General features: G+C 69.4%; 17 protein-coding genes. 5 read left to right on the top strand and 12 right to left on the bottom strand.

The annotated features are described in order from the left end of the window. The first annotated feature begins 75 nt into the window (after positions 1-75). Positions 76-2,013 carry a peptidoglycan recognition family protein gene (locus tag JWQ81_RS21405; protein WP_297544232.1) on the top strand — a complete coding sequence of 646 codons (1,938 nt, stop codon included), beginning with the start codon at positions 76-78 and terminating at the stop codon, positions 2,011-2,013. Here JWQ81_RS21405 and JWQ81_RS21400 read toward each other — a convergent pair. Together JWQ81_RS21400 and xrtP are read right to left on the bottom strand one after the other, a co-directional pair. Beyond that, positions 2,010-3,407: a glycosyltransferase gene (locus JWQ81_RS21400; protein ID WP_297544230.1), complete on the bottom strand. Its 1,398-nt coding sequence runs from the start codon at positions 3,405-3,407 to the stop codon at positions 2,010-2,012. The genes JWQ81_RS21405 and JWQ81_RS21400 overlap by 4 nt on opposite strands. Further along, positions 3,404-3,970, bottom strand: a complete 567-nt coding sequence (gene xrtP / locus JWQ81_RS21395) for an exosortase P (RefSeq protein WP_297544333.1) — start codon at positions 3,968-3,970, stop codon at positions 3,404-3,406. The genes JWQ81_RS21400 and xrtP overlap by 4 nt, the downstream gene beginning before the upstream one ends. Before the next feature lie 349 nt (positions 3,971-4,319). Here xrtP and JWQ81_RS21390 point away from each other — a divergent pair, with 349 nt between their 5' ends. From JWQ81_RS21390 to wecB, 3 genes are all read left to right on the top strand, one after another. Then, positions 4,320-5,093, top strand: a complete 774-nt coding sequence (locus tag JWQ81_RS21390; RefSeq protein ID WP_297544228.1) for a choice-of-anchor P family protein — start codon at positions 4,320-4,322, stop codon at positions 5,091-5,093. 18 nt (positions 5,094-5,111) lie between these two features. Further along, a complete protein-coding gene (locus tag JWQ81_RS21385; RefSeq protein ID WP_297544226.1) occupies positions 5,112-5,291 on the top strand; it encodes an LPXTG cell wall anchor domain-containing protein in 180 nt (59 codons plus the stop codon). 109 nt (positions 5,292-5,400) lie between these two features. Further along, positions 5,401-6,564, top strand: coding sequence for a non-hydrolyzing UDP-N-acetylglucosamine 2-epimerase (wecB, locus tag JWQ81_RS21380; protein WP_297544332.1), 1,164 nt, complete (start codon positions 5,401-5,403; stop codon positions 6,562-6,564). Here the strand turns inward: wecB and tsaD are convergent. From tsaD to tsaB, 3 genes are read right to left on the bottom strand one after another with little or no spacing between them, the layout of a single operon-like run. After that, positions 6,545-7,591: a tRNA (adenosine(37)-N6)-threonylcarbamoyltransferase complex transferase subunit TsaD gene (gene tsaD, locus JWQ81_RS21375; protein WP_297544224.1), complete on the bottom strand. Its 1,047-nt coding sequence runs from the start codon at positions 7,589-7,591 to the stop codon at positions 6,545-6,547. The two genes, wecB and tsaD, sit on opposite strands and share 20 nt — an antisense overlap. Then, entirely contained in the window at positions 7,591-8,073 is a 483-nt protein-coding gene (rimI, locus tag JWQ81_RS21370) for a ribosomal protein S18-alanine N-acetyltransferase (RefSeq protein WP_297544222.1), read from the bottom strand. The genes tsaD and rimI overlap by 1 nt, the downstream gene beginning before the upstream one ends. Next, positions 8,070-8,735, bottom strand: coding sequence for a tRNA (adenosine(37)-N6)-threonylcarbamoyltransferase complex dimerization subunit type 1 TsaB (gene tsaB, locus JWQ81_RS21365; protein WP_297544221.1), 666 nt, complete (start codon positions 8,733-8,735; stop codon positions 8,070-8,072). Before tsaB ends, rimI begins: the two co-directional genes overlap by 4 nt. 286 nt (positions 8,736-9,021) lie before the next feature. Here tsaB and JWQ81_RS21360 point away from each other — a divergent pair, with 286 nt between their 5' ends. Further along, entirely contained in the window at positions 9,022-10,443 is a 1,422-nt protein-coding gene (locus JWQ81_RS21360) for an acyl-CoA synthetase (RefSeq protein ID WP_297544219.1), read from the top strand. A 115-nt stretch (positions 10,444-10,558) separates the two neighbouring features. On the opposite strand, the gene tsaE is transcribed toward JWQ81_RS21360, so the two are convergent. From tsaE to JWQ81_RS21325, 7 genes are all read right to left on the bottom strand, one after another. Continuing rightward, positions 10,559-11,023 (bottom strand): tRNA (adenosine(37)-N6)-threonylcarbamoyltransferase complex ATPase subunit type 1 TsaE, encoded by a 465-nt coding sequence (gene tsaE / locus JWQ81_RS21355; RefSeq protein ID WP_297544217.1) that lies wholly within the window; start codon positions 11,021-11,023, stop codon positions 10,559-10,561. Beyond that, complete coding sequence (locus tag JWQ81_RS21350) at positions 11,020-12,117, bottom strand: alpha/beta hydrolase (RefSeq protein WP_297544215.1); 1,098 nt, start codon at positions 12,115-12,117, stop codon at positions 11,020-11,022. Before JWQ81_RS21350 ends, tsaE begins: the two co-directional genes overlap by 4 nt. Then, positions 12,114-13,238 carry an alanine racemase gene (gene alr / locus JWQ81_RS21345; RefSeq protein WP_297544213.1) on the bottom strand — a complete coding sequence of 375 codons (1,125 nt, stop codon included), beginning with the start codon at positions 13,236-13,238 and terminating at the stop codon, positions 12,114-12,116. Before alr ends, JWQ81_RS21350 begins: the two co-directional genes overlap by 4 nt. Positions 13,239-13,267: 29 nt before the next feature. After that, a complete protein-coding gene (gene ugpC, locus JWQ81_RS21340) occupies positions 13,268-14,356 on the bottom strand; it encodes a sn-glycerol-3-phosphate ABC transporter ATP-binding protein UgpC (RefSeq protein WP_297544210.1) in 1,089 nt (362 codons plus the stop codon). A 4-nt stretch (positions 14,357-14,360) separates the two neighbouring features. Continuing rightward, the gene (xylB, locus tag JWQ81_RS21335) at positions 14,361-15,806 is read right to left on the bottom strand and encodes a xylulokinase (protein WP_297544208.1); all 1,446 of its coding nucleotides are present in this window, start codon (positions 15,804-15,806) and stop codon (positions 14,361-14,363) included. Beyond that, positions 15,790-16,626, bottom strand: coding sequence for a DeoR/GlpR family DNA-binding transcription regulator (locus tag JWQ81_RS21330; RefSeq protein ID WP_297544206.1), 837 nt, complete (start codon positions 16,624-16,626; stop codon positions 15,790-15,792). The genes xylB and JWQ81_RS21330 overlap by 17 nt, the downstream gene beginning before the upstream one ends. A gap of 181 nt (positions 16,627-16,807) precedes the next feature. Then, positions 16,808-18,262, bottom strand: coding sequence for an NAD(P)H-hydrate dehydratase (locus JWQ81_RS21325; protein ID WP_297544205.1), 1,455 nt, complete (start codon positions 18,260-18,262; stop codon positions 16,808-16,810).

The raw sequence follows: 18,262 nt of genomic DNA, 5'->3' as shown, positions 1-18,262 counted from the left end.
CGAAGACTTACGCAAAGCGTGTGTTCGTTGTTAAGTTCTGCCGATCGGAACGAGCCCACCTGGGGGTCCCCCGCTATGTCCCGTCGTCCGCGTCGCCGCTTGACGCAGTTCGCCACCGTCACCCTCACAGCCGGCCTGCTGGCCGCCGTCCCGACCAGCGCGCAGGCCCAGCCCACCGAGCAACAACGCCAGCAGGCCTTCGCCTCCGCCGCCCACGAGTTCGGCGTGCCGGAGAACGTGCTGCTCGGTGTGTCGTACATGGAGTCCCGCTGGGACTACAACGCCGGCACGCCCAGCACCGCCGCCGGCTACGGCCCTATGCACCTGACCGACCTGCTCGCGTCCGGCGGCGGGACCGAGTACGACCACGGCACCGAGGACGCCCGCGGTGACGCCGCCCGGCCCATGTCCGTCCCGCACGCGCTCCCGCCGGCCGCTCCCCCTGCGGGTCTCCAGACCATCGACGTCGCCGCCGGGCTCATCCACACCAGCGCCGACGCCCTGCGGAAGGACCCGACGCAGAACATCCGCGGCGGCGCGGCGCTGCTGGCCGACTACCAGCATCAACTCGGTGCCCGCGACGACAGCCCGTCGAACTGGTACGGAGCCGTCGCGCGCTACAGCGGCGCGTCCGACACCGACGCCGCGGCGGACTTCGCCGACGAAGTCTTCGACACGATGTCGACCGGCATGACCCGCACCACCGACGACGGCCAGCTGCTCCAGCTCGCCGCCACGCCCGGGCTCGCCCCGGCGCGCGACCAGCTCAAGTCGCTCGGCCTCACCGCGAAGCGGACACCTGGCCTGGACTGCCCGCACACGGTCGCTTGCGAGTCCGTGCCGGCGCCGTACCAGCAGATTCCGCCGAACGGGCCGGGTGACTACGGCAACCACGACCTCGCGAACCGGCCGCAGAGCCAGAAGATCGACTACATCGTCATCCACGACACCGAGGGCACGTGGGACACGGCGATGACGCTGATCAACGACCCGACGTACGTCAGCTGGAACTACACGGTCCGCTCCTCCGACGGCCAGATCGCCGAGCACGTCCCGGCCAAGGACGTCGCCTGGCACGCCGGCAACTGGTACGTGAACTCGAAGGCGATCGGCGTCGAGCACGAAGGCTTCGCCGCGCACGGAACCTGGTACACCGAGGCGATGTACCGCGCGTCCTCGAAACTGGTGCGCTACCTCGCGAACGAGTACGACATCCCGCTCGACCGCGCGCACATCATCGGCCACGACAACGTGCCCGGCACCACTCCCGCCACCATCGCGGGCATGCACTGGGACCCGGGGCCTTACTGGGACTGGTCACACTACTTCGACCTGCTCGGCGCGCCGTTCAGCCACGACCTCGGCTTCCCCGGTTCCTCACTGGTCACGATCAACCCGGCCTTCGTCTCGAACCAGCCGATCTTCACCGGCTGCGAAACCGCCGGAACCCCCTGTCCCGCAAGGGGTTCGACGTCGGTCATCCTGCATACGGCGCCGTCGGACACCGCCCCGCTGCTGACCGACGCCGGCCGGCACCCGGACGGCTCATCGGCCACAATGGACGTCGCGGACGTCGGCAGCCGGGTGGAAACCGGTCAGCAGTACGCCGTCGCGGGGGCCCAGGGCGACTGGACGGCCATCTGGTACCTCGGGCAGAAGGGCTGGTTCCACAACCCGAAAAACGCCAGGACAGCCCAGCCCGCCATCGGAAAAGTCGTCATAGCGAAGCCGGGACTCGCCACGGTTCCCGTCTACGGCAGGGCTTATCCGGAAGCCTCGGCCTACCCCGCAACGGTTCCGGTGCAGCCGATCGTGCCGCTGCCGTACACGCTTTCCGCCGGACAGCGGTATTCCGCGGCAGACACCTTGGGCTCCGAGTACTACTCGGCTACCACGTTCGACGTGTCCCAGCACCTCGTCGTCCGAGGCAAGACGAAGTACGTGCAGATCCAGTTCGGCCACCGGATCGCTTACGTGAACGCGAACGACGTCTTGATCCTGCCTGCTTTCTAACTGTCCAGCGCGACTTTGACGCCTGGTGCGTGTTCGGTGTTGCGGCGGGTCTTGGACCAGCCGTTGCGCCGGCGCACTAGGCGTGTCACCGCGCGCCACGAAGTGATGTAGAACGTGTAGATGTACAGCGCGTAGGCCATGCCCATCCCGATACCGCGCAGGATGTTCTTGCTGTGTAAGCACTTCACCTGATAAATCGGGCCCCAGACGAGGAACGGCAGCAGACCGAACGAGCCGTAGATCGCGAACAGGATCCACGCGCCGCCGGTGAACCACGTCCACACCTGCGTGGGGTCGCCTGCCGTGCTGACCATCAGCAGGATGAACGGGATCGGGTAGAGCAGCGACCCGAGCAGCTGCATCCACGGCTGGGCGAGGTAGTACATCATCTCCGCGGCGCCGAGGGTGCTGACATGCGGCGAGTCCCAGATCTGGCGCAGGTACCGCGCGCACTGCATGGTCCCCTGCCCCCAGCGGGTGCGCTGCACCAGGAACCGTCGCAGGCTGTAGAGACCTTCCTGCGCGACATGGGAATCCGGTGTGAAGCCGGTACGCCAACCGGCGGTGAGCAGGTGGACGCCGAGCTCGAAGTCCTCAAGCAGCGAGCCGCGCCAGGGTTGCGCATCGCTTCCGGCGATCGAGTCGAGCGCGGTGAGCCGGGTGAACTGGCCGTTGCCGCCCATCGAGATGGTGCCGGTGAACCCGCGCGACGTCTGGATGGCCGCGATAGCGGTGCGGAACTCGAGATCCTGCAGCTGGGCCAGTTTCAGTCCGAACGCGCGGCCCAGCCAGGTCCTGCCCGGTGGCGGCGTGGTGACGTTGCTCATCCGGACATCGAGCTGCACGGCGCCGATCCCGCTGTCGCCGAACAGGTGCTCGGCCGCGCACACTTCGAGGCAGTTCGCTGCGGGACGGCCGTCGGCGTCGACCACGACGACCACGATGTCGTCACGGGTCACGTCCGGCCCCTTCTCGACGGCGAGCCACCCGTTGAGCGCCTGGTACGCGGCATTGAGCGCGTCGCCCTTGCCCGTACGCGCTTCCGGACGCCGCCGGCCGACGAGGTGCAGGTACTTGTCCGGAGCACCGTGGCGGCGCCACAACGCCCGCACGACGCGGGCCGTGGCGTCTTCGGAATCGTCGTCGACGACCCAGACGTGCGCTTTGGGGAAGGTGAAGCGCAGGTAGCGCACGGTCTCGCGGATGACGGACTGCTCGTCGCGGCAGGGCACGAAAAAATGCCAGGAGAAATCCAGCGGATCACCCACCGCGGCCGGTTTGCGGCGCAGGTAGGGCACCACGATGACGACGACGTAGACGATGAACGCCACGCTCATGGTGAGCGCGAACGCCTGGGTGATGGCGAGCAGGACCTTCAGCGTGTCAGGGCTCATCGGACGACGTCACCGACCTCGGGAGCGCTCTTGGGCTTGCGGGTGGCGAGCCAGACGAACAGGACGAGCGCGACCGCGCCGCCGAACACGCTGACCATCGAGCCGAGCAGCGTGTGCCCCCAGTAGTAGCCGTTGTCGACGCCCAGCCAGTGCACCAGGCCGACGATGGCGAGCAGGCGGAACTGGTTAACGACAATGACCACCAGGGACGCGGCCAACAGTGAGAGAAACAAACGATGGGCGTTCGACGGGCGAAACCACAACATCGCGGCGGTCACCAGAAACAACGGGATCAACAGGAATACCGAAGAACACTCCGGGGTCATTTGCAACCCGAGTGGAGTAGCGCCCGATAACCCAAAGTAGACCGTTTCGCGATCACCGGCGACATAGACACCTGATGTGGTGATAACTCTCAGTATTCCGCCGGTGAGTTGCACCTCGAAGACGCGATAAACCCGCTCGATCAGCACCAGGACGACCACGGCCGCGAGGACACCGACGACCGCAAGACGTGCGGTCGCTCGGGCTGGACCAGGGACAGGAGTACTGGCTAACGCCACGGTGCACCCTTCGCTCACGGAAGCCGGATCGCTCGAGCCGGATCACCCAAGGTCATGCTCGGGCGCTCTCGACATTACCCACACAACATGAAGGCTATCGCCGGGGCAAGCCCGTTCATTACGCGATCCCGACCCCATTCGGCACGATCACCCAGGAACTGACTACTCCAAACGAGTGGTGTTGAAACGACCTGCGGGAATACTCGGAAAGAGTACTCGATCCGGTGGCAAACGCCATTTCTTGTACCTTTTGCCGAACGCACGCCGATACAGGATTCGCGAGCCGACTGACGCCTGCCGGAATTCGTCTGCGCTTCGGTCTCCATGAGATAATTCGGAGGAACAGTTGATGAAGACGCACCTCTTGCGTCGAGGTGGACTACTCGCCGCTGTGGTGGCCGGGGTGGTCCTCATCGGAGCGGCCCCCGCCTCGGCGGCGCCCGGTGACGGGTCCGCGTACGGCGTGTCCGTGGACGTGACCCTCCTCGGCGCCCAGGCCGTGCAGGCGGGCCCGCTGGCCGCGGCCAGCACGAACGGGCCCACCACGAACAGCCTGGCCAAGGTCATCCTGCCCACGGTGGTGACGGCCGGGGTGATCAACACCGAAGCCAAGCGGGACGACCAGTCAGGCGCGGTCACGGCCAAGGCGAGCACCGCCGACGTCGGTCTTCCGCTGCTCAAGGCGGCACTCGGCACCGTCGGCGCCAAGGTCATCGAGGCGGACTGCACGGCCACCCAGAAGGGTGTGCAGGGCAGCAGCACGTTCGCCGACGCCAACCTCGGCAGCCTCGGTGACATCCCCGTCACCCCGGCCGCGAACACCACGCTCAAGGTCGGCCTCGGCGCCATCAACGTCGCCACGGTGATCCTCAACGAGCAGATCAAGCACTCCGACGGCAGCCTCACGGTCAATGCCGTGCACATCAAACTGCTGGGCGGCGCCCTCGGCGCGATCGGCTCCGGCGACGTCATCATTTCGTCGGCCACCTGCGGACCCGCCGGCCTGCCGGTCCCGCTCGCGTCCGGCGCCGGCCTGTGGATCGGGCTCGGCCTGCTCGGCGCGATAGCCGTCCCCGTGGGCACGCGGATCGTCCGCAAGCGGCGTCCCGTCACCGCGGCCTAGTCGACCGGCGAGGCGGATATGTACAAGATGCCAGGCGCCGGAGTCGGCGTGGCCGGTGGCGGTGTGGGCACGTTGGCCTACACCGGTGCCGACGTCGGCTGGTGGATCACGGTCGGCGTGCTCCTGCTCGTGCTGGGGATCACCGCGGTCGTCGCCGCGAGTCGCCGCAACCGGCGACTCGCCCGAACGAACCGCTAGCGGCGGCAAAGGGGCCGGTTACCGGACTGTGCTGGGCACAGGCTGGTAGCCGGCCCCCCGTTTTCGGCAGACTGACGACGTGACAGTCCGAAAAGAGGGGTCCGCGCGTGTGGACGTGATGTTGCTGGCCGGCACGCGCCCGGAAGCGGTCAAGCTGGCGCCACTGGCGCTCGCGCTGGAAAACCATCCGCGGCTGCGGCCGTTGATCGTGCACTCCGGCCAGCACGCGGGCATGGTCGAGCAGGCCCTTGTCCCGTTCGGACTGACCGTGGACGTCTGGCTGGACACACCGCCGCGAGAAGCCGGTACCCAGGCCGAACTGGTCTCGGGGATGCTGCCCGCGGTGGACGAAGCCCTGCGGCGGCACGAACCAGTGGCGATGGTGGTCCAGGGTGACACCAGTACCGGACTGGCCGGCGCGCTCGCGGCTTTCTGGCGACGCGTCCCGATCGTGCACCTGGAAGCCGGTCTGCGCACCCATGATCTCGACGCGCCCTTCCCCGAGGAGGGCACGCGGCAGATGATCTCGCGGATAGCCGCGCTGCATCTCGCGCCGACGGCAGACGCGGCGTCGGCACTACGTGCCGAAGGTGTGCCACTGGAGCAGATCACCATCACCGGCAACACCGGCGTCGACGCGGTGCTGGCGGTCGCGGCCAAAGACCTGCCTGCCAAGGACCCGGCTCTTGCCCTGCTAGAAATGGAAGTCGCCGAAGCGGGTGAACGGCTGGTGCTGGTCACGTCGCATCGGCGCGAGTCCTGGGGCGAACCGATGGCGCGGACGTTGGCCGCGATCAAGATGCTGGTCGCCAGCCACCCGGACGTGCAGATTCTGTTCCCTGTGCACCCCAACCCGGCGGTCCGCGAACAGGTCCAGACCACGCTCGGCGGGGTCGACCGGATCACCATCACCGAACCGCTCGGCTACCCCGATCTGGTCCGCGCGCTGAAGCTCGCGCGGCTCGTGATCACCGATTCCGGCGGGATCCAGGAAGAGGCACCAACGTTCGGCACCCCCGTGCTGGTGCTGCGCGAGGTGACCGAGCGCATGGAGGCCGTCGACGCCGGCTGCGCGTGGCTCGTCGGGACGGACACCGCGCTGATCGTGGACACCGCCACCAAGCTGCTGGCGGGCACGCTGCAGCCCACGCGGACGGGTAATCCCTACGGCAAGGGCGATGCCGCCAAGCGGTCGATCGGCGCCATCGAGGCGTTGCTCGGACTGCGGAACGGAACTGTCGACGCGGTGCGGGTCAAACCGACACTACGGTGACCGGCAGCGACGGATTCGCCGAAATCTCGAGCGAGGACGGCGGACGACCCGCGGCGACGACGTGGGCACCGAGCGCGGCGATCATCGCGCCGTTGTCGGTGCACAGCCCCGGCCGCGGCACACGCAGCTCGATACCGGCCGCCGCGCAGCGTTCGCCCGCCAGCGCCGACAGCCGCGAATTCGCCGCGACCCCACCGGAAATAACCAGTGTGCCGATGCCGAAGTCCTTCGCCGCGCGGACGGCTTTCATGGTCAGAACATCGGCGACGGCTTCTTGGAATGACGCGGCTACGTCCTCCACTGGGATCTTCTCGCCACGCCGCTCGGCCGCCTCGACCCAGCGGGCGACGGCGGTTTTCAAGCCGGAAAAGGAGAAGTCGTACCGGGCGTCACGTGGTCCGGTCATGCCCCGGGGGAACGCGATCGCTTTCGGGTCGCCGTTCGCCGCGGCCTTGTCGATCGGCGGACCGCCGGGGTAGGGCAGCTCGAGCAGGCGCGCGACCTTGTCGTACGCCTCCCCCGCCGCATCGTCCACAGTGGACCCAAGTTCGGTGATGGACGAGGCGACGTCGTCGACGCGCAGCAGCTGAGTGTGTCCGCCGGAAACCAGCATCGCGAGGCACGGTGACGGCAACGGCCCGTGCTGCAACGTGTCGACGGCAATGTGTCCGGCCAGATGGTTGACGCCATAGAGCGGAATCCCGAGCGCCGCAGAGTAAGCCTTCGCGGCGGACACGCCGACCAGCAGTGCACCGGCAAGCCCCGGCCCCGCGGTGACCGCGATTGCGTCCACATCGGACAGTCGGAGGCCTGCCTTGGCGAAGGCACGTTCGGCGGTGGGGACCATGGCCTCGAGGTGGGCCCTGCTGGCGACTTCGGGAACCACACCGCCGAACCGGGCGTGCAGCGCGACGCTGGACGCGACCTCGTCGGCGAGCAACTCGACAGCCCCGTCGTCGTGGAGACGGACGAGACCGACACCGGTCTCGTCGCACGAACTCTCGATGCCCATGATGATCCGTGGCATCAGCCCGCCACCTCCCGCTCTTCGGTGCGCGCCGGGCGCGTCATCGTGTAGGCGTCGGCGCCGGAGGGCTGGTAGTACCGCCGCCGCAGGCCGACTCTGGCGAATCCGTACCGCTCGTAGAGCGCGATCGCCGACGCGTTGTCGGTGCGGACCTCGAGGAACACGGGCGCGAGCACCTCGTCGGCCCGCGCCAGCAGCATCCTCAACAACGCGGTGCCGATGCCTTGACTCTGGAAGTCAGGATCGACGCCGATGGTGTGCACGCTCGCTTCGAACTCGCCGAGGCGCCGGCCGACGACGGCGAGGCCCGCGTAGCCGACGACTCCGCCGGATTCTTCGTCACGCGCGGCGAGGTAATAACCGCCGGCGTCGAGTTCGGAATGGAACGCGCGGGCGCTCCACGGGTCGTCGCCGGGGAACAGGATCTTCTCGATCTCGACGCACCGGGGGATGTCCGCGCGCCGCAGGGGTTCGAGCTTCACGGCGCGATCACCCGCTTGCGGGCGGTCGGCTCGACGGCGTCCGGCCTGCGGAGGTAAAGCGGGATGAGCAGCTCCGCGGGCGCGCCCGCGAGGAGCGTCTTCCGCGCGGCGGCGACCAGGCCGGCCGGGCTCGGGTACCAGGGTTCGACCACGCGCAGCGTCAGCGTCTCGGCGTACAACCGCGCGCCGTCACCGGCCGCGGCGGTCGCTTCGCCGGACCGCACTTCGGCTGGGCGGTCGACGCGGGGTCCGGTAAGGCGGACGCCCCACATGTCGTAGGCGGCCCAGTAGACTTCTTTGCGCCGCGCGTCCGTCATCACGAGCAGCGGTTCACCGCGGGGCGCCTCCTCCGCGATGGCGTCAAGGCCGCAGACCGGGTACGCGGGGATGTCGAGCGCGTGTGCCAGCGCCGCAGCCGTCGCCATCCCGGAGCGCAGGCCGGTGTAGGGGCCCGGACCGACTCCGCAAGCGATTGCGTCAAGGCCGGCGAGGGTCGTGCCCGCCTCGCGGACGGCGTCGAGCACGTGCGGGGTCAGCAGTTCGCCGTGGGCGCGCGGGTCCACCGTCACGCGTTCGCCGAGCATCGTGACGCCGGCCGCGTCCAGCTTCGCGACGCCCGCCGTCACCGCGGGTGTCGAGGTGTCGATCGCCAGTACTAACACGGTGTCCCAGCCTACGGCGACGCTTTCGCGACCGGCACGCAACCCGGCAACCCCAGACGCGAACCTTCTTCACAACCAGCGACCCCCGTTGTCCGTCGCCCTCGGCCTGCTCTGGGGCCTGGCAGGTCCCCGGCGAGTGCGTTTAGCCCGCTAAACGCACTCGGGTCCCCAGGTCGCGGCCGCTTTCCGAGTGACGCGGGTCACTGGCTCCGGCACGGCGTCACGGTACGGTTTCGGCGAAGGTTCGCGCGTTCCGCGGACGTGACGCTGACACGGAGGCCCGCCTGTGTTGTTCCCCGCTCTGACCGGCTCGCCCGACAAGGAAGCACTGCGGTTCGGCGACCAGTCGCTCACCTACGCCGAGCTCGCGACGGTCGCGGGCACGTTGGCGCGGGCGCTGCCGCGGGGCCGGGTGGCCGTCTGGGCGACGTCGACGCTGCACACCACCGTCGCGGTGGTCGCCGCGCTACTGGCGGGTGTGCCCGCGGTGCCGGTCAACCCGAAAGTCGGCGAGCGCGAACTCCAGCACATCGTCTCGGACAGCGCCCCTGAGCTGGTCCTCGCCGAACCGGGTGTCACGCTGCCGGACGCGCTCGCCGCGCTCCCCCGCCTCGACGTCGTCCTCACCGGCACGCCGGGCGAACTGCCGCCGGAGGCCGACACCGAGACGCCGGCACTGATCGTGTACACCTCCGGCACCACCGGCCCGCCGAAGGGCGTCGTGCTGCCGCGCCGGGCGATCGCGACCACGCTCGACGCGCTCGAAGACGCCTGGCAGTGGACCGCTGACGACATCCTCGTGCACGCGCTGCCGTTGTTCCACGTCCACGGGCTGATCCTCGGAATGCTGGGGCCGCTGAGGCGCGGGGGCACGGTCCATCACCTCGGACGGTTCTCGACCGAAGGCGTCACGAACGCACTCGCGGCCGGCGCCACGATGATGTTCGGCGTGCCGACGATGTACCACCGGATCGCCGCCGAGGTCGGCACCGACGAGGCGCTGGCGAAGGCCTTGAGCGGTGCGCGACTGCTGGTGTCGGGGTCGGCGGCGCTGCCGGTGCACGATCACCAGCTCATTACCGCCGCGACCGGGCAGCAGGTCGTCGAGCGCTACGGCATGACCGAGACGCTGATGAACACCAGCGTCCGCGCCGACGGCGAGCGCAAAGCCGGCTCGGTCGGGGTGCCGCTCGGCGGCGTCGACGTCCGCCTGGTCGACGAGGCCGGCGCGACGATCGCGGGCAGCGACGGGGAGACGATCGGAGAGATCCAGGTCCGCGGGCCCAACCTATTCACGGGGTACCTCAACCGGCCGGACGCGACGGCCGCGGCGTTCGACGACGGCTGGTTCCGCACCGGGGACATGGCCACCCGCGATGCGGACGGGTACGTGCGGATCGTCGGGCGCAAGGCGACGGACCTGATCAAGAGCGGCGGGTACAAGATCGGGGCCGGCGAGATCGAGAACATCCTGCTCGAGCACCCCGGTGTGGCCGAGGTCGCGGTGACCGGCGAACCGGACGCCGACCTGGGCGAACGCATCGTCGCCTGGGTGGTCGCGGCTGGGGAGCCGCCTGCCGCGGAGGAGCTCGCCGACCACGTCGCGCGCCTGCTCGCGCCGCACAAACGCCCCCGCGTCGTCCGCTTCCTCGACGCCCTCCCCCGCAACGACATGGGCAAGGTGCTGAAGCGCGCGCTGCCCAGCTGACCAGGCGAGTGCAGTTAGCGGGCTAAACGCGCTCCGTAGGCATGCTAAGGATCCCGCCGGCATCGGCGCAGGTCACACAACCGGGCAAATCGCTTAGGCATGCTAAGCGCTGCAGTTAGCCCGCTAACTGCAGCTCAGCGAGGCGCGCCGCCCAGGCACCATGCGGCTCCAACGCCACCACGCGGACGTCGTCATCGCGGCGGTCGATGCGGACGACGAGGTAGTCATCGGACAGCCGCTCCGCGGTCCCCTCGCCCCACTCGACGACCACCGCGGACCGCTCCAGGTCTGCATCGAGGTCCAGGTCGTCGAGCTGCGCCAGGTCCCCGCCGAGCCGATACGCGTCGACATGCACCAGCCCCACCCCGCCCGGCCCCGCGCCGTGCACGCGCGCGATCGCGAACGTCGGCGAGCTGACCCGCCCCGGCACTCCGAGACCCGCAGCGATCCCCCTGGTCATCGCCGTCTTGCCGGCGCCGAGCGGCCCGGACAGCAGGACGACGTCGCCGACGCGCAGCGACCGCCCCAACGAGCGCCCGAAGGCCTCGGTGTCCTCGACAGCCGGAAGTTCGAAGGTCATCGCCGCCACCACCAGTTCCGTTCGGGAAAAGCCACGCCGTCGACGCCCGCGCAGTGCTGGATCAGGTCGATCAGGTAGCTGTTGACCAGTTCAGGCTGTTCCAACAGCACCATGTGCCCCGCGCCCCTCACCCGCACCAGCTCCGCGTCCGGCAGTTCGGCGGCGATCCGCTCGGCGTGGGCGAACGGCGTGAACCGGTCGGAGTCACCCCCGATCACGAGCACGCGGGCATGCTGCAACCCGGCGAGCGCGGCGTAGCGGTTGTGGCTGCCGAGCGTGTCGACGAAGTTCACCAGCCCGCGCACGGACGTCACGGCCAGCATCTCCAGCATAAAGTCGACCAGCCTCGGGCTGACGTCACGACTGCCGAACGCCAGCCGCCGCACGGCCTGCCTGGTCAGCTGACCGCCCGCCGCCCGCACGAACTCGACCAGCCCCGGCTGCCAACCGGCCAGCCCGCCGACGCCCTTGGTGAGCGGGTTGTACTTCGAGAGCAGCGAACGCGACAGACCTCGAGCGCCGACCTCGCCGGCGGCCGTCGCAATCAACGCCACCCCTCGGACGCGTTCGGCGAACAGCTCCGGGAACTTGGCCGCGAGTTCCATGATCACCATGCCGCCCATGGAATGTCCGATGAGCACCAGCGGCCCGTCGGGCGCGACCGCGCGCAACACGCTGTCGAGGTCGAGCGCGAGCTGCTCGATAGTGCTGTTCTCCTGCGTCGCGAGGCCGGAAAGCCCGTGCCCGCGATGGTCGTAGTACACCTGCCGCACCCTCGGCAACGACAGCGAAGCTAGGTCGCGACGTTGGAAGTGCCAGCTCCGGCGCGAAAGCGCGAACCCGTGCACGCCGACCACGGTCAGTTCGGGCGCGCCGCCGTCTGACGGGTCGATCTCCTCGACCGACAACGGCGTGCCGTCATCGGCGGCCACTGTGGACGTACGATCCGGCTTCAACTCGCCCAGCAGCTCGTCCACCAGCGGATCTTCAGTCTGCCGACGCTGTTGGGTGGCAACGGCGATCGCGGCGGCCGTCCCGGTCGCGATCGCGCCGACCCCGCCCACGATGGCGAGCAGACGTCGCGACGGCGTCATCGGGTCTCCCCCACGTAGCGACGGCGAACCCGCGGCCGGTACATCGAGGTGACGATCTCGTAGTCGATCGTGCCCAGCTTGTCCGCCCACTCCCGCGCGGTCGGTTCCCCGTCGCTCCCGGAGCCGAACAGGACCACCTCGGTGCCGACAAGCGGCTCGTCGTCACCGAGGTCGACGATGAGCTGATCCATGCAGACCCGGCCGACGACCGGACGAACCTTGCCACCGAGCAGCACGTTCATCCGGCCGGACAGCGCGCGTGGTACCCCGTCGGCGTAACCGACCGGCACCAGTGCGAGGTTCGTGTCCCGTTCCGCCGTCCAGGTGTGTCCATAAGAGACGGACTCCCCGGCCGATATCCGTTTGACCAGAACGACTGCCGAACGGAAGCTCATCGCCGGGTGCAGGTCTTCGGAGTCCGGCACCGGATTCAGCCCGTACATCGCGATACCGGGGCGTACGAGGTCGAAATGCAGGTCCGGCCTGGTCAGGGTGGCCGCGGAATTCGCGATATGCCGCAACGGATCCAGCCCGGCTTCCCGGGCGACGTCGTAGGCGGACTGGAAGCGCTTGGCCTGCGCGTCGATCGACGGATGGCCCGGCTCGTCCGCACACGCGAGATGCGACCAGACGGCGACGACGTCCACACCGGACTCCGACGCGGCCGCCTCGACCAACGCCGGCCACTCGGCCGACGCACAACCGTTGCGGGACAACCCGGTGTCGATCTTCAGGTGCACCCGCGCCCGCTCACCCACGCGGCGCGCCGCCTCGGCGATCCGCGCGAGCTCGCCGAGCGAGCTGACCGAAAGGTCCACTCGCTCGGCGATGCCCGAGGCGAAATCGGCTTCCGGCGTGTCGAGCCAGCTGAACAGCCGGGCGGAAATCCCCGCCCGGCGCAACTCGATGGCCTCACCGAGCGAACACGTGCCCAGCCAGCTCGCGCCGGCCTCGACAGCGGCGCGGGCGACCGGCAACGCGCCGTGCCCGTACCCGTCCGCCTTGACGATCGCCATCGTCGACGCGCCGGATTCCGCGGCACGCGCCGCCAGCAGGGCGAGGTTGTGCCGGATGGCGTGCAGATCGATCACGACTTCGGCGCGTGCGGCGGTGGTTGTCATAACAACCACCATTTTTCCATAGAACCGCGTCAGGACAGGCGGGCCCCGCTGGTGGCGGAGAACACGTGCAGCTCGTCGGGACGGATCCGCAGGTGCAGGGTGTCGCCCATGCTCGGCGTCGCGCGCGGGTTGACCCTCGCGACGACGTTGGACTTGTCCTCGTCGATCGCGTTGACGAGCTTGCCGTAGCAGAACGCGTCGGAACCGAGCTCCTCGACGAGCTCGACCTTCATCGCGATCGAACCCGCTTCGTCGGTGGTCGGCTCCAGCGACTCCGGCCGGAAGCCGACCGTCACGGTGTCGCCATCCGCCGCAGCGGTGATCTCCCGCGAAAGCGGCAGGGTCACACCACCGAGCTCGGCGCCGCCTTCAGTCAGCTTCGCCGTCACCAGGTTCATCGCGGGCGAGCCGATGAACCCCGCGACGAACGCGTTGGCGGGCTTCTCGTACAGCGCACGCGGGGTGTCGCACTGCTGCAGCAGACCGTCGGACAGCACGGCCACCCGGTCGCCCATCGTCATGGCCTCGACCTGGTCGTGCGTGACGTACACCGTGGTCACGCCCAGCCGGCGCTGCAGCGCGGCGATCTGCGTACGCGTCGACACCCGCAGCTTGGCGTCCAGGTTGGACAGTGGCTCGTCCATCAGGAACACCTGCGGCTCACGCACGATCGCGCGGCCCATCGCGACGCGCTGCCGCTGCCCGCCGGAGAGCGCTTTCGGCTTGCGATCGAGGTAGTCCTCGATGTCGAGCAGCTTCGCCGCGTCGAGCACCTTCTGCTTGATCTCCGAGGCCGGCTTGCCCGCGATCTTCAGCGCGAAGCCCATGTTCTGGCCCACGGTCATGTGCGGGTACAGCGCGTAGTTCTGGAACACCATCGCGATGTCGCGCGACCGCGGCGGCAGCTGCGTGACGTCGCGGTCACCGATCCACACGGCGCCTTCGTCGATGTCCTCGAGGCCGGCGAGCATGCGCAGGCTGGTCGACTTGCCGCAACCGGACGGGCCGACGAGCACGAGGAACTCGCCGTCGGCGATCTCCAGCTCCAGCGCGTCGACGGCGGGCCGCTCGGAACCGGGGTAGCGCCGGGACGCCTTGTCATAGGTGATCGTGGCCATCGGATCAGTCCTCTCGGATATCAGCTGGGATGCCGTGTTCGACTTCTCGGGCGCTGAGGTGCCGCTGCTGGATTCGGTGTCCCTCGGCGAGTTCCGCCTCGGTCGGCTCGGCGAGCGCGAGCCGGGTGTTTCCTTGCCAGGTCGGGGGTTCCGAGCTGGAAGCCAATGCCCAGGCCGCCTGGCGCGCGGCACCGACCGCGACGTGCTCGGCGACCTCGGGGACGAAAACCGGCACGCCGAACACGGCGGGCGCCACCGCGCGGACGGCGGCGGATTGGGCCCCGCCACCGATCAGCAGCACGCGGCGGACTTCGATGCCGTGGCGGCGCACGGCGTCCAGGCCCGCGGCCAAACCGCACAGCATGCCCTCGACGGCCGACCGGGCGAGGTTCTCGGGAGTCATGTTGGCTCGCCTGAGCCCGAACAGCGAACCGCTGGCCTCGGGCAGGTTCGGCGTGCGCTCACCGTCCAAATAGGGCAGGAGTGTCAGGCCTCCCGAACCGGGTTCCGCAGCCAGGGCGAGCTTGTCGAACCCGCCTTGGTCCACGCCGAGCATCGACGCGGCGGACGTCAGCACGCGAGCCGCGTTGAGCGTGCAGGCCAGCGGGAGGAAACGACCGGTGGCGTCGGCGAACCCGGCGACCGTGCCGGTGGCGTCGGCCGCCGGTGTCTCGGCGACACCGAACACGGTCCCGCTGGTACCGAGCGAAACCACGACGTCGCCCACGCCGAGCTCCAGCGCGAGCGCGGCTGCCATGTTGTCACCGGTGCCCGCCGAAACGAGCATGCCGTCGGGGGTGTGTCCGGCGGGCTCGGCGGGACCGAGGACCTTCGGCAGCTCCGGGGTGCGGCCGCCGAACGCGTGCGCCAGGAGGTCGAGGCGATAACTGTTGTCCGCAGGGGAAAAGTAACCCGTCCCGGAGGCATCGCCACGATCGGTCACGGGCGGCACGCCGGCGCCGAGCAGACGCCAGGTGAGCCAGTCGTGCGGTAGCAGAACGCGCGCGACGCGGTCCGCGAGCGCCGGCTCGTGCTCGGCCATCCAGCGCAGCTTGGTGACGGTGAAACTCGCGACCGGCACCGAACCGACCGACTTGGCCCAGGCTTCCGGGCCGCCGAGCTCACTGCTCAACTGCGCGGCCGCCTTCGCCGAGCGGGTGTCGTTCCAGAGCAGCGCGGGCCGGACGACGTCGCCCTGGTCGTCCAGGGTGACCATGCCGTGCTGCTGCCCGCCGACTCCGATCGCCGAGACGCCGTCGAGAAGACCCGCGGTGGCCTGGGTGAACGCGTCCCACCACGCGGCGGGGTCGACCTCGGTGCCATCGGGGTGCGCCGCGCGTCCGGTGCGCACGATGGCGCCCGTCCGTGCGTCGCAGACGACCACCTTGGTGGACTGCGTGGAGGAATCGATCCCGGCGACGAGGTCGCCGTGCTCAGCTGTCGCGTTCATCTGCGGGCGCTTCTCCCTTCTCGGTCCAGTGGTCGAGGTTGGCCAGTTCGACCGCCGTGCCGAAGTTCACCGCGGCCTCGATCTCGGCAGTGGGCGCCGAGTCGTCGGTGATGAGCAGGTCGTAGTCGCCGACGACGCCGTGCGCGTAGGTGGCTGTCTTGCCGAACTTCGAGTTGTCGACGACGAGCACGTTGCGGTTGGAAGCCCGGAGCACGGCCTTCTTGAGCTCGGCGTAGTCCTGCACCGGGTGGAACAGGCGGCCGGCGGCGATGGCCGTCACCGAGACGAACCCGACGTCGGCGCGGGTGCGGTCGATCGCGGCGAGGACGTCGGGGCCGATGCAGGAGTCGAACTCATTGTTGTAGCGGCCGCCGACGAGCAGGACCTCGACCCCGGCGGAGGGCCCGAGGATGCGCGCGACCCGCAGGGAGTTGGTGATCACGGTGAGCTGCTCGAACTCGGCCAGCAGGTGGACCAGCGGGAACAGCGTCGTCGAGTCGTCGATGAACACCGTCTGCCCGGGACGGACCTGGGCGACAGCGAGCTCGGCCAGTGCCTCCTTCTCGGGCTGGTTCAACCCGTCGCGGAAGCGGGTAGCCGTCTCGATGGTGAGTTCGGGGTACGCCTCGACCTTGCCGCGGAGCTTGACGAGCAGGCGGCGGTCGGCGAGGTCGTCGAGGTCGCGGTGCATTGTCATCAGGCTGACGCCGAAGTGCCCGGTCAGGTCGTCGATGCGGGCTTCGCGGCGCTCGATGACGTACTCGAGGACGTCCTGGCGGCGCTGCTCGACGGCGGCGTCCGACGGCCTGGTCTTAGCCACGGGCGAGCACCTCGCTGCCCGCCACGTCGTCGACCCGCGAAATGCTCACCACCACGTTTTATCAGAAAAGCACCCCGTTGTTAACACTCAACTCGATATCCGCTGGTGGGCTCGGGGGCACCCGAGTGCGTTTAGCGGGCTAAACGTCGCGCCGACCCCGTCCTGACCAGGGCGACTACAATTAGCCCGCTAAACGCACTCCGCGCGCGACAGCCCGGATAGCCCCCGGGATGGCGTCGACGAGGCCGGAGGCCGAAGTCGGAGCGCCATCGGCGGCGAGTGAGCCGGCGAGTGCGTGAACGTACGCGGCGGCGCCGGCCGCGAGCCACGGCTCCACGCCCGCCGCGAGCAGCGACCCGACGAGCCCGGACAGAACGTCACCGGACCCGGCTGTCGCGAGCCACGACCCCTCGGGCACGTTGACCAGCGCGCGTCCATCCGGCGCGGCGACGATCGTGCAGTGCCCCTTCAGCAGTACGACCGCCTGAAACCGGCGAGCGGCTGCCCGCGCGGCCTCGACCCGGTCGCCTCCCGGCGCGCGCCCCATCAGCCGCTCGTACTCGCCGGCATGCGGGGTGAGCACCAGCGGAGTGTCCGGATCGCGGGCGTCGAGCAGTTCGGGATTGTGCGCGATCAACGTCGTCGCGTCGGCGTCCGCGCACACCGGCACACCGGCGCCGAGGACGTGTCGGAGCACCTCACGCCCGTCATGGCCGGTGCCGATGCCCGGCCCGACGACCCACGCCTGCACCCGGCCGGCATCGGTCACCGACCCGGTCGCGATGACCTCGGGCCACCGCGAACGCACGACGTCGGCGGCATGCCCGGCATACCGGACCATGCCGGCGGTCGCGTGGACCGCGGACCCCGTCGCCAACACGGCGGCGCCCGGGTACGTCGCGGAGCCGGCGGCGACCCCGGTCACGCCCTGGCTGTACTTGTCATCGTCGTCGCCTGGGAACGGCCAAGCAGCCGCGACGTCGACCCGGTCCAGACACACCAGATCCGGCTCGCCGAGTCGCGGACCGAGCCCGATGTCAACCAGCGCGACCTCGCCGCACCTGGCCGGGGCCAGCACGTGCACCGGCTTGCGCGCACCGAACGTCACCGTGCGCGTCGCTTGGATCGCGGGCCCGTCGACCGCGCCGGTGTCCGGATCGACCCCGCTCGGCAGATCGACCGCCAGGATGGGCGCGCTGAGATACGTCAGCAACTTCGCGGCGTCAGGCCGCAGCGGGCCACTCGCGGAGATACCCACAATGCCGTCGATCACCAAGTCAGCCTTCGCAAGCCACTCAGGCGCGTCCTCCGCAGACACGACGCGGCCGCCTGCGCGACGAAGCGCGGACAGGCCTGCGACGTGAGCACGTTCGGGCTTGAGCAACACGGCCGACACAGCAACTCCCCGCTTACGCAGGAATGCGCCGGCCCACAAGGCGTCGCCACCGTTGTTCCCGGCGCCGACAAGCAGGACGACACGGCCACCGGACACGGCGCCTGTGTGCTCCACGAGCATCGCTGCCGCGTTCACAGCGAGCCCGAATGCCGCCTTGCGCATCAGCGCACCGTCAGCGGTGACGGCGAGTAACCCGTCTTCTGCCGCGTGAATGTGATCCGTGGTCCAGATCCCCTGCAC

The organism is Amycolatopsis sp., assembly GCF_025464955.1.
In the GTDB taxonomy this organism is placed as follows: domain Bacteria; phylum Actinomycetota; class Actinomycetes; order Mycobacteriales; family Pseudonocardiaceae; genus Amycolatopsis.
This window is presented reverse-complemented; position numbering and strand designations above follow the sequence as displayed.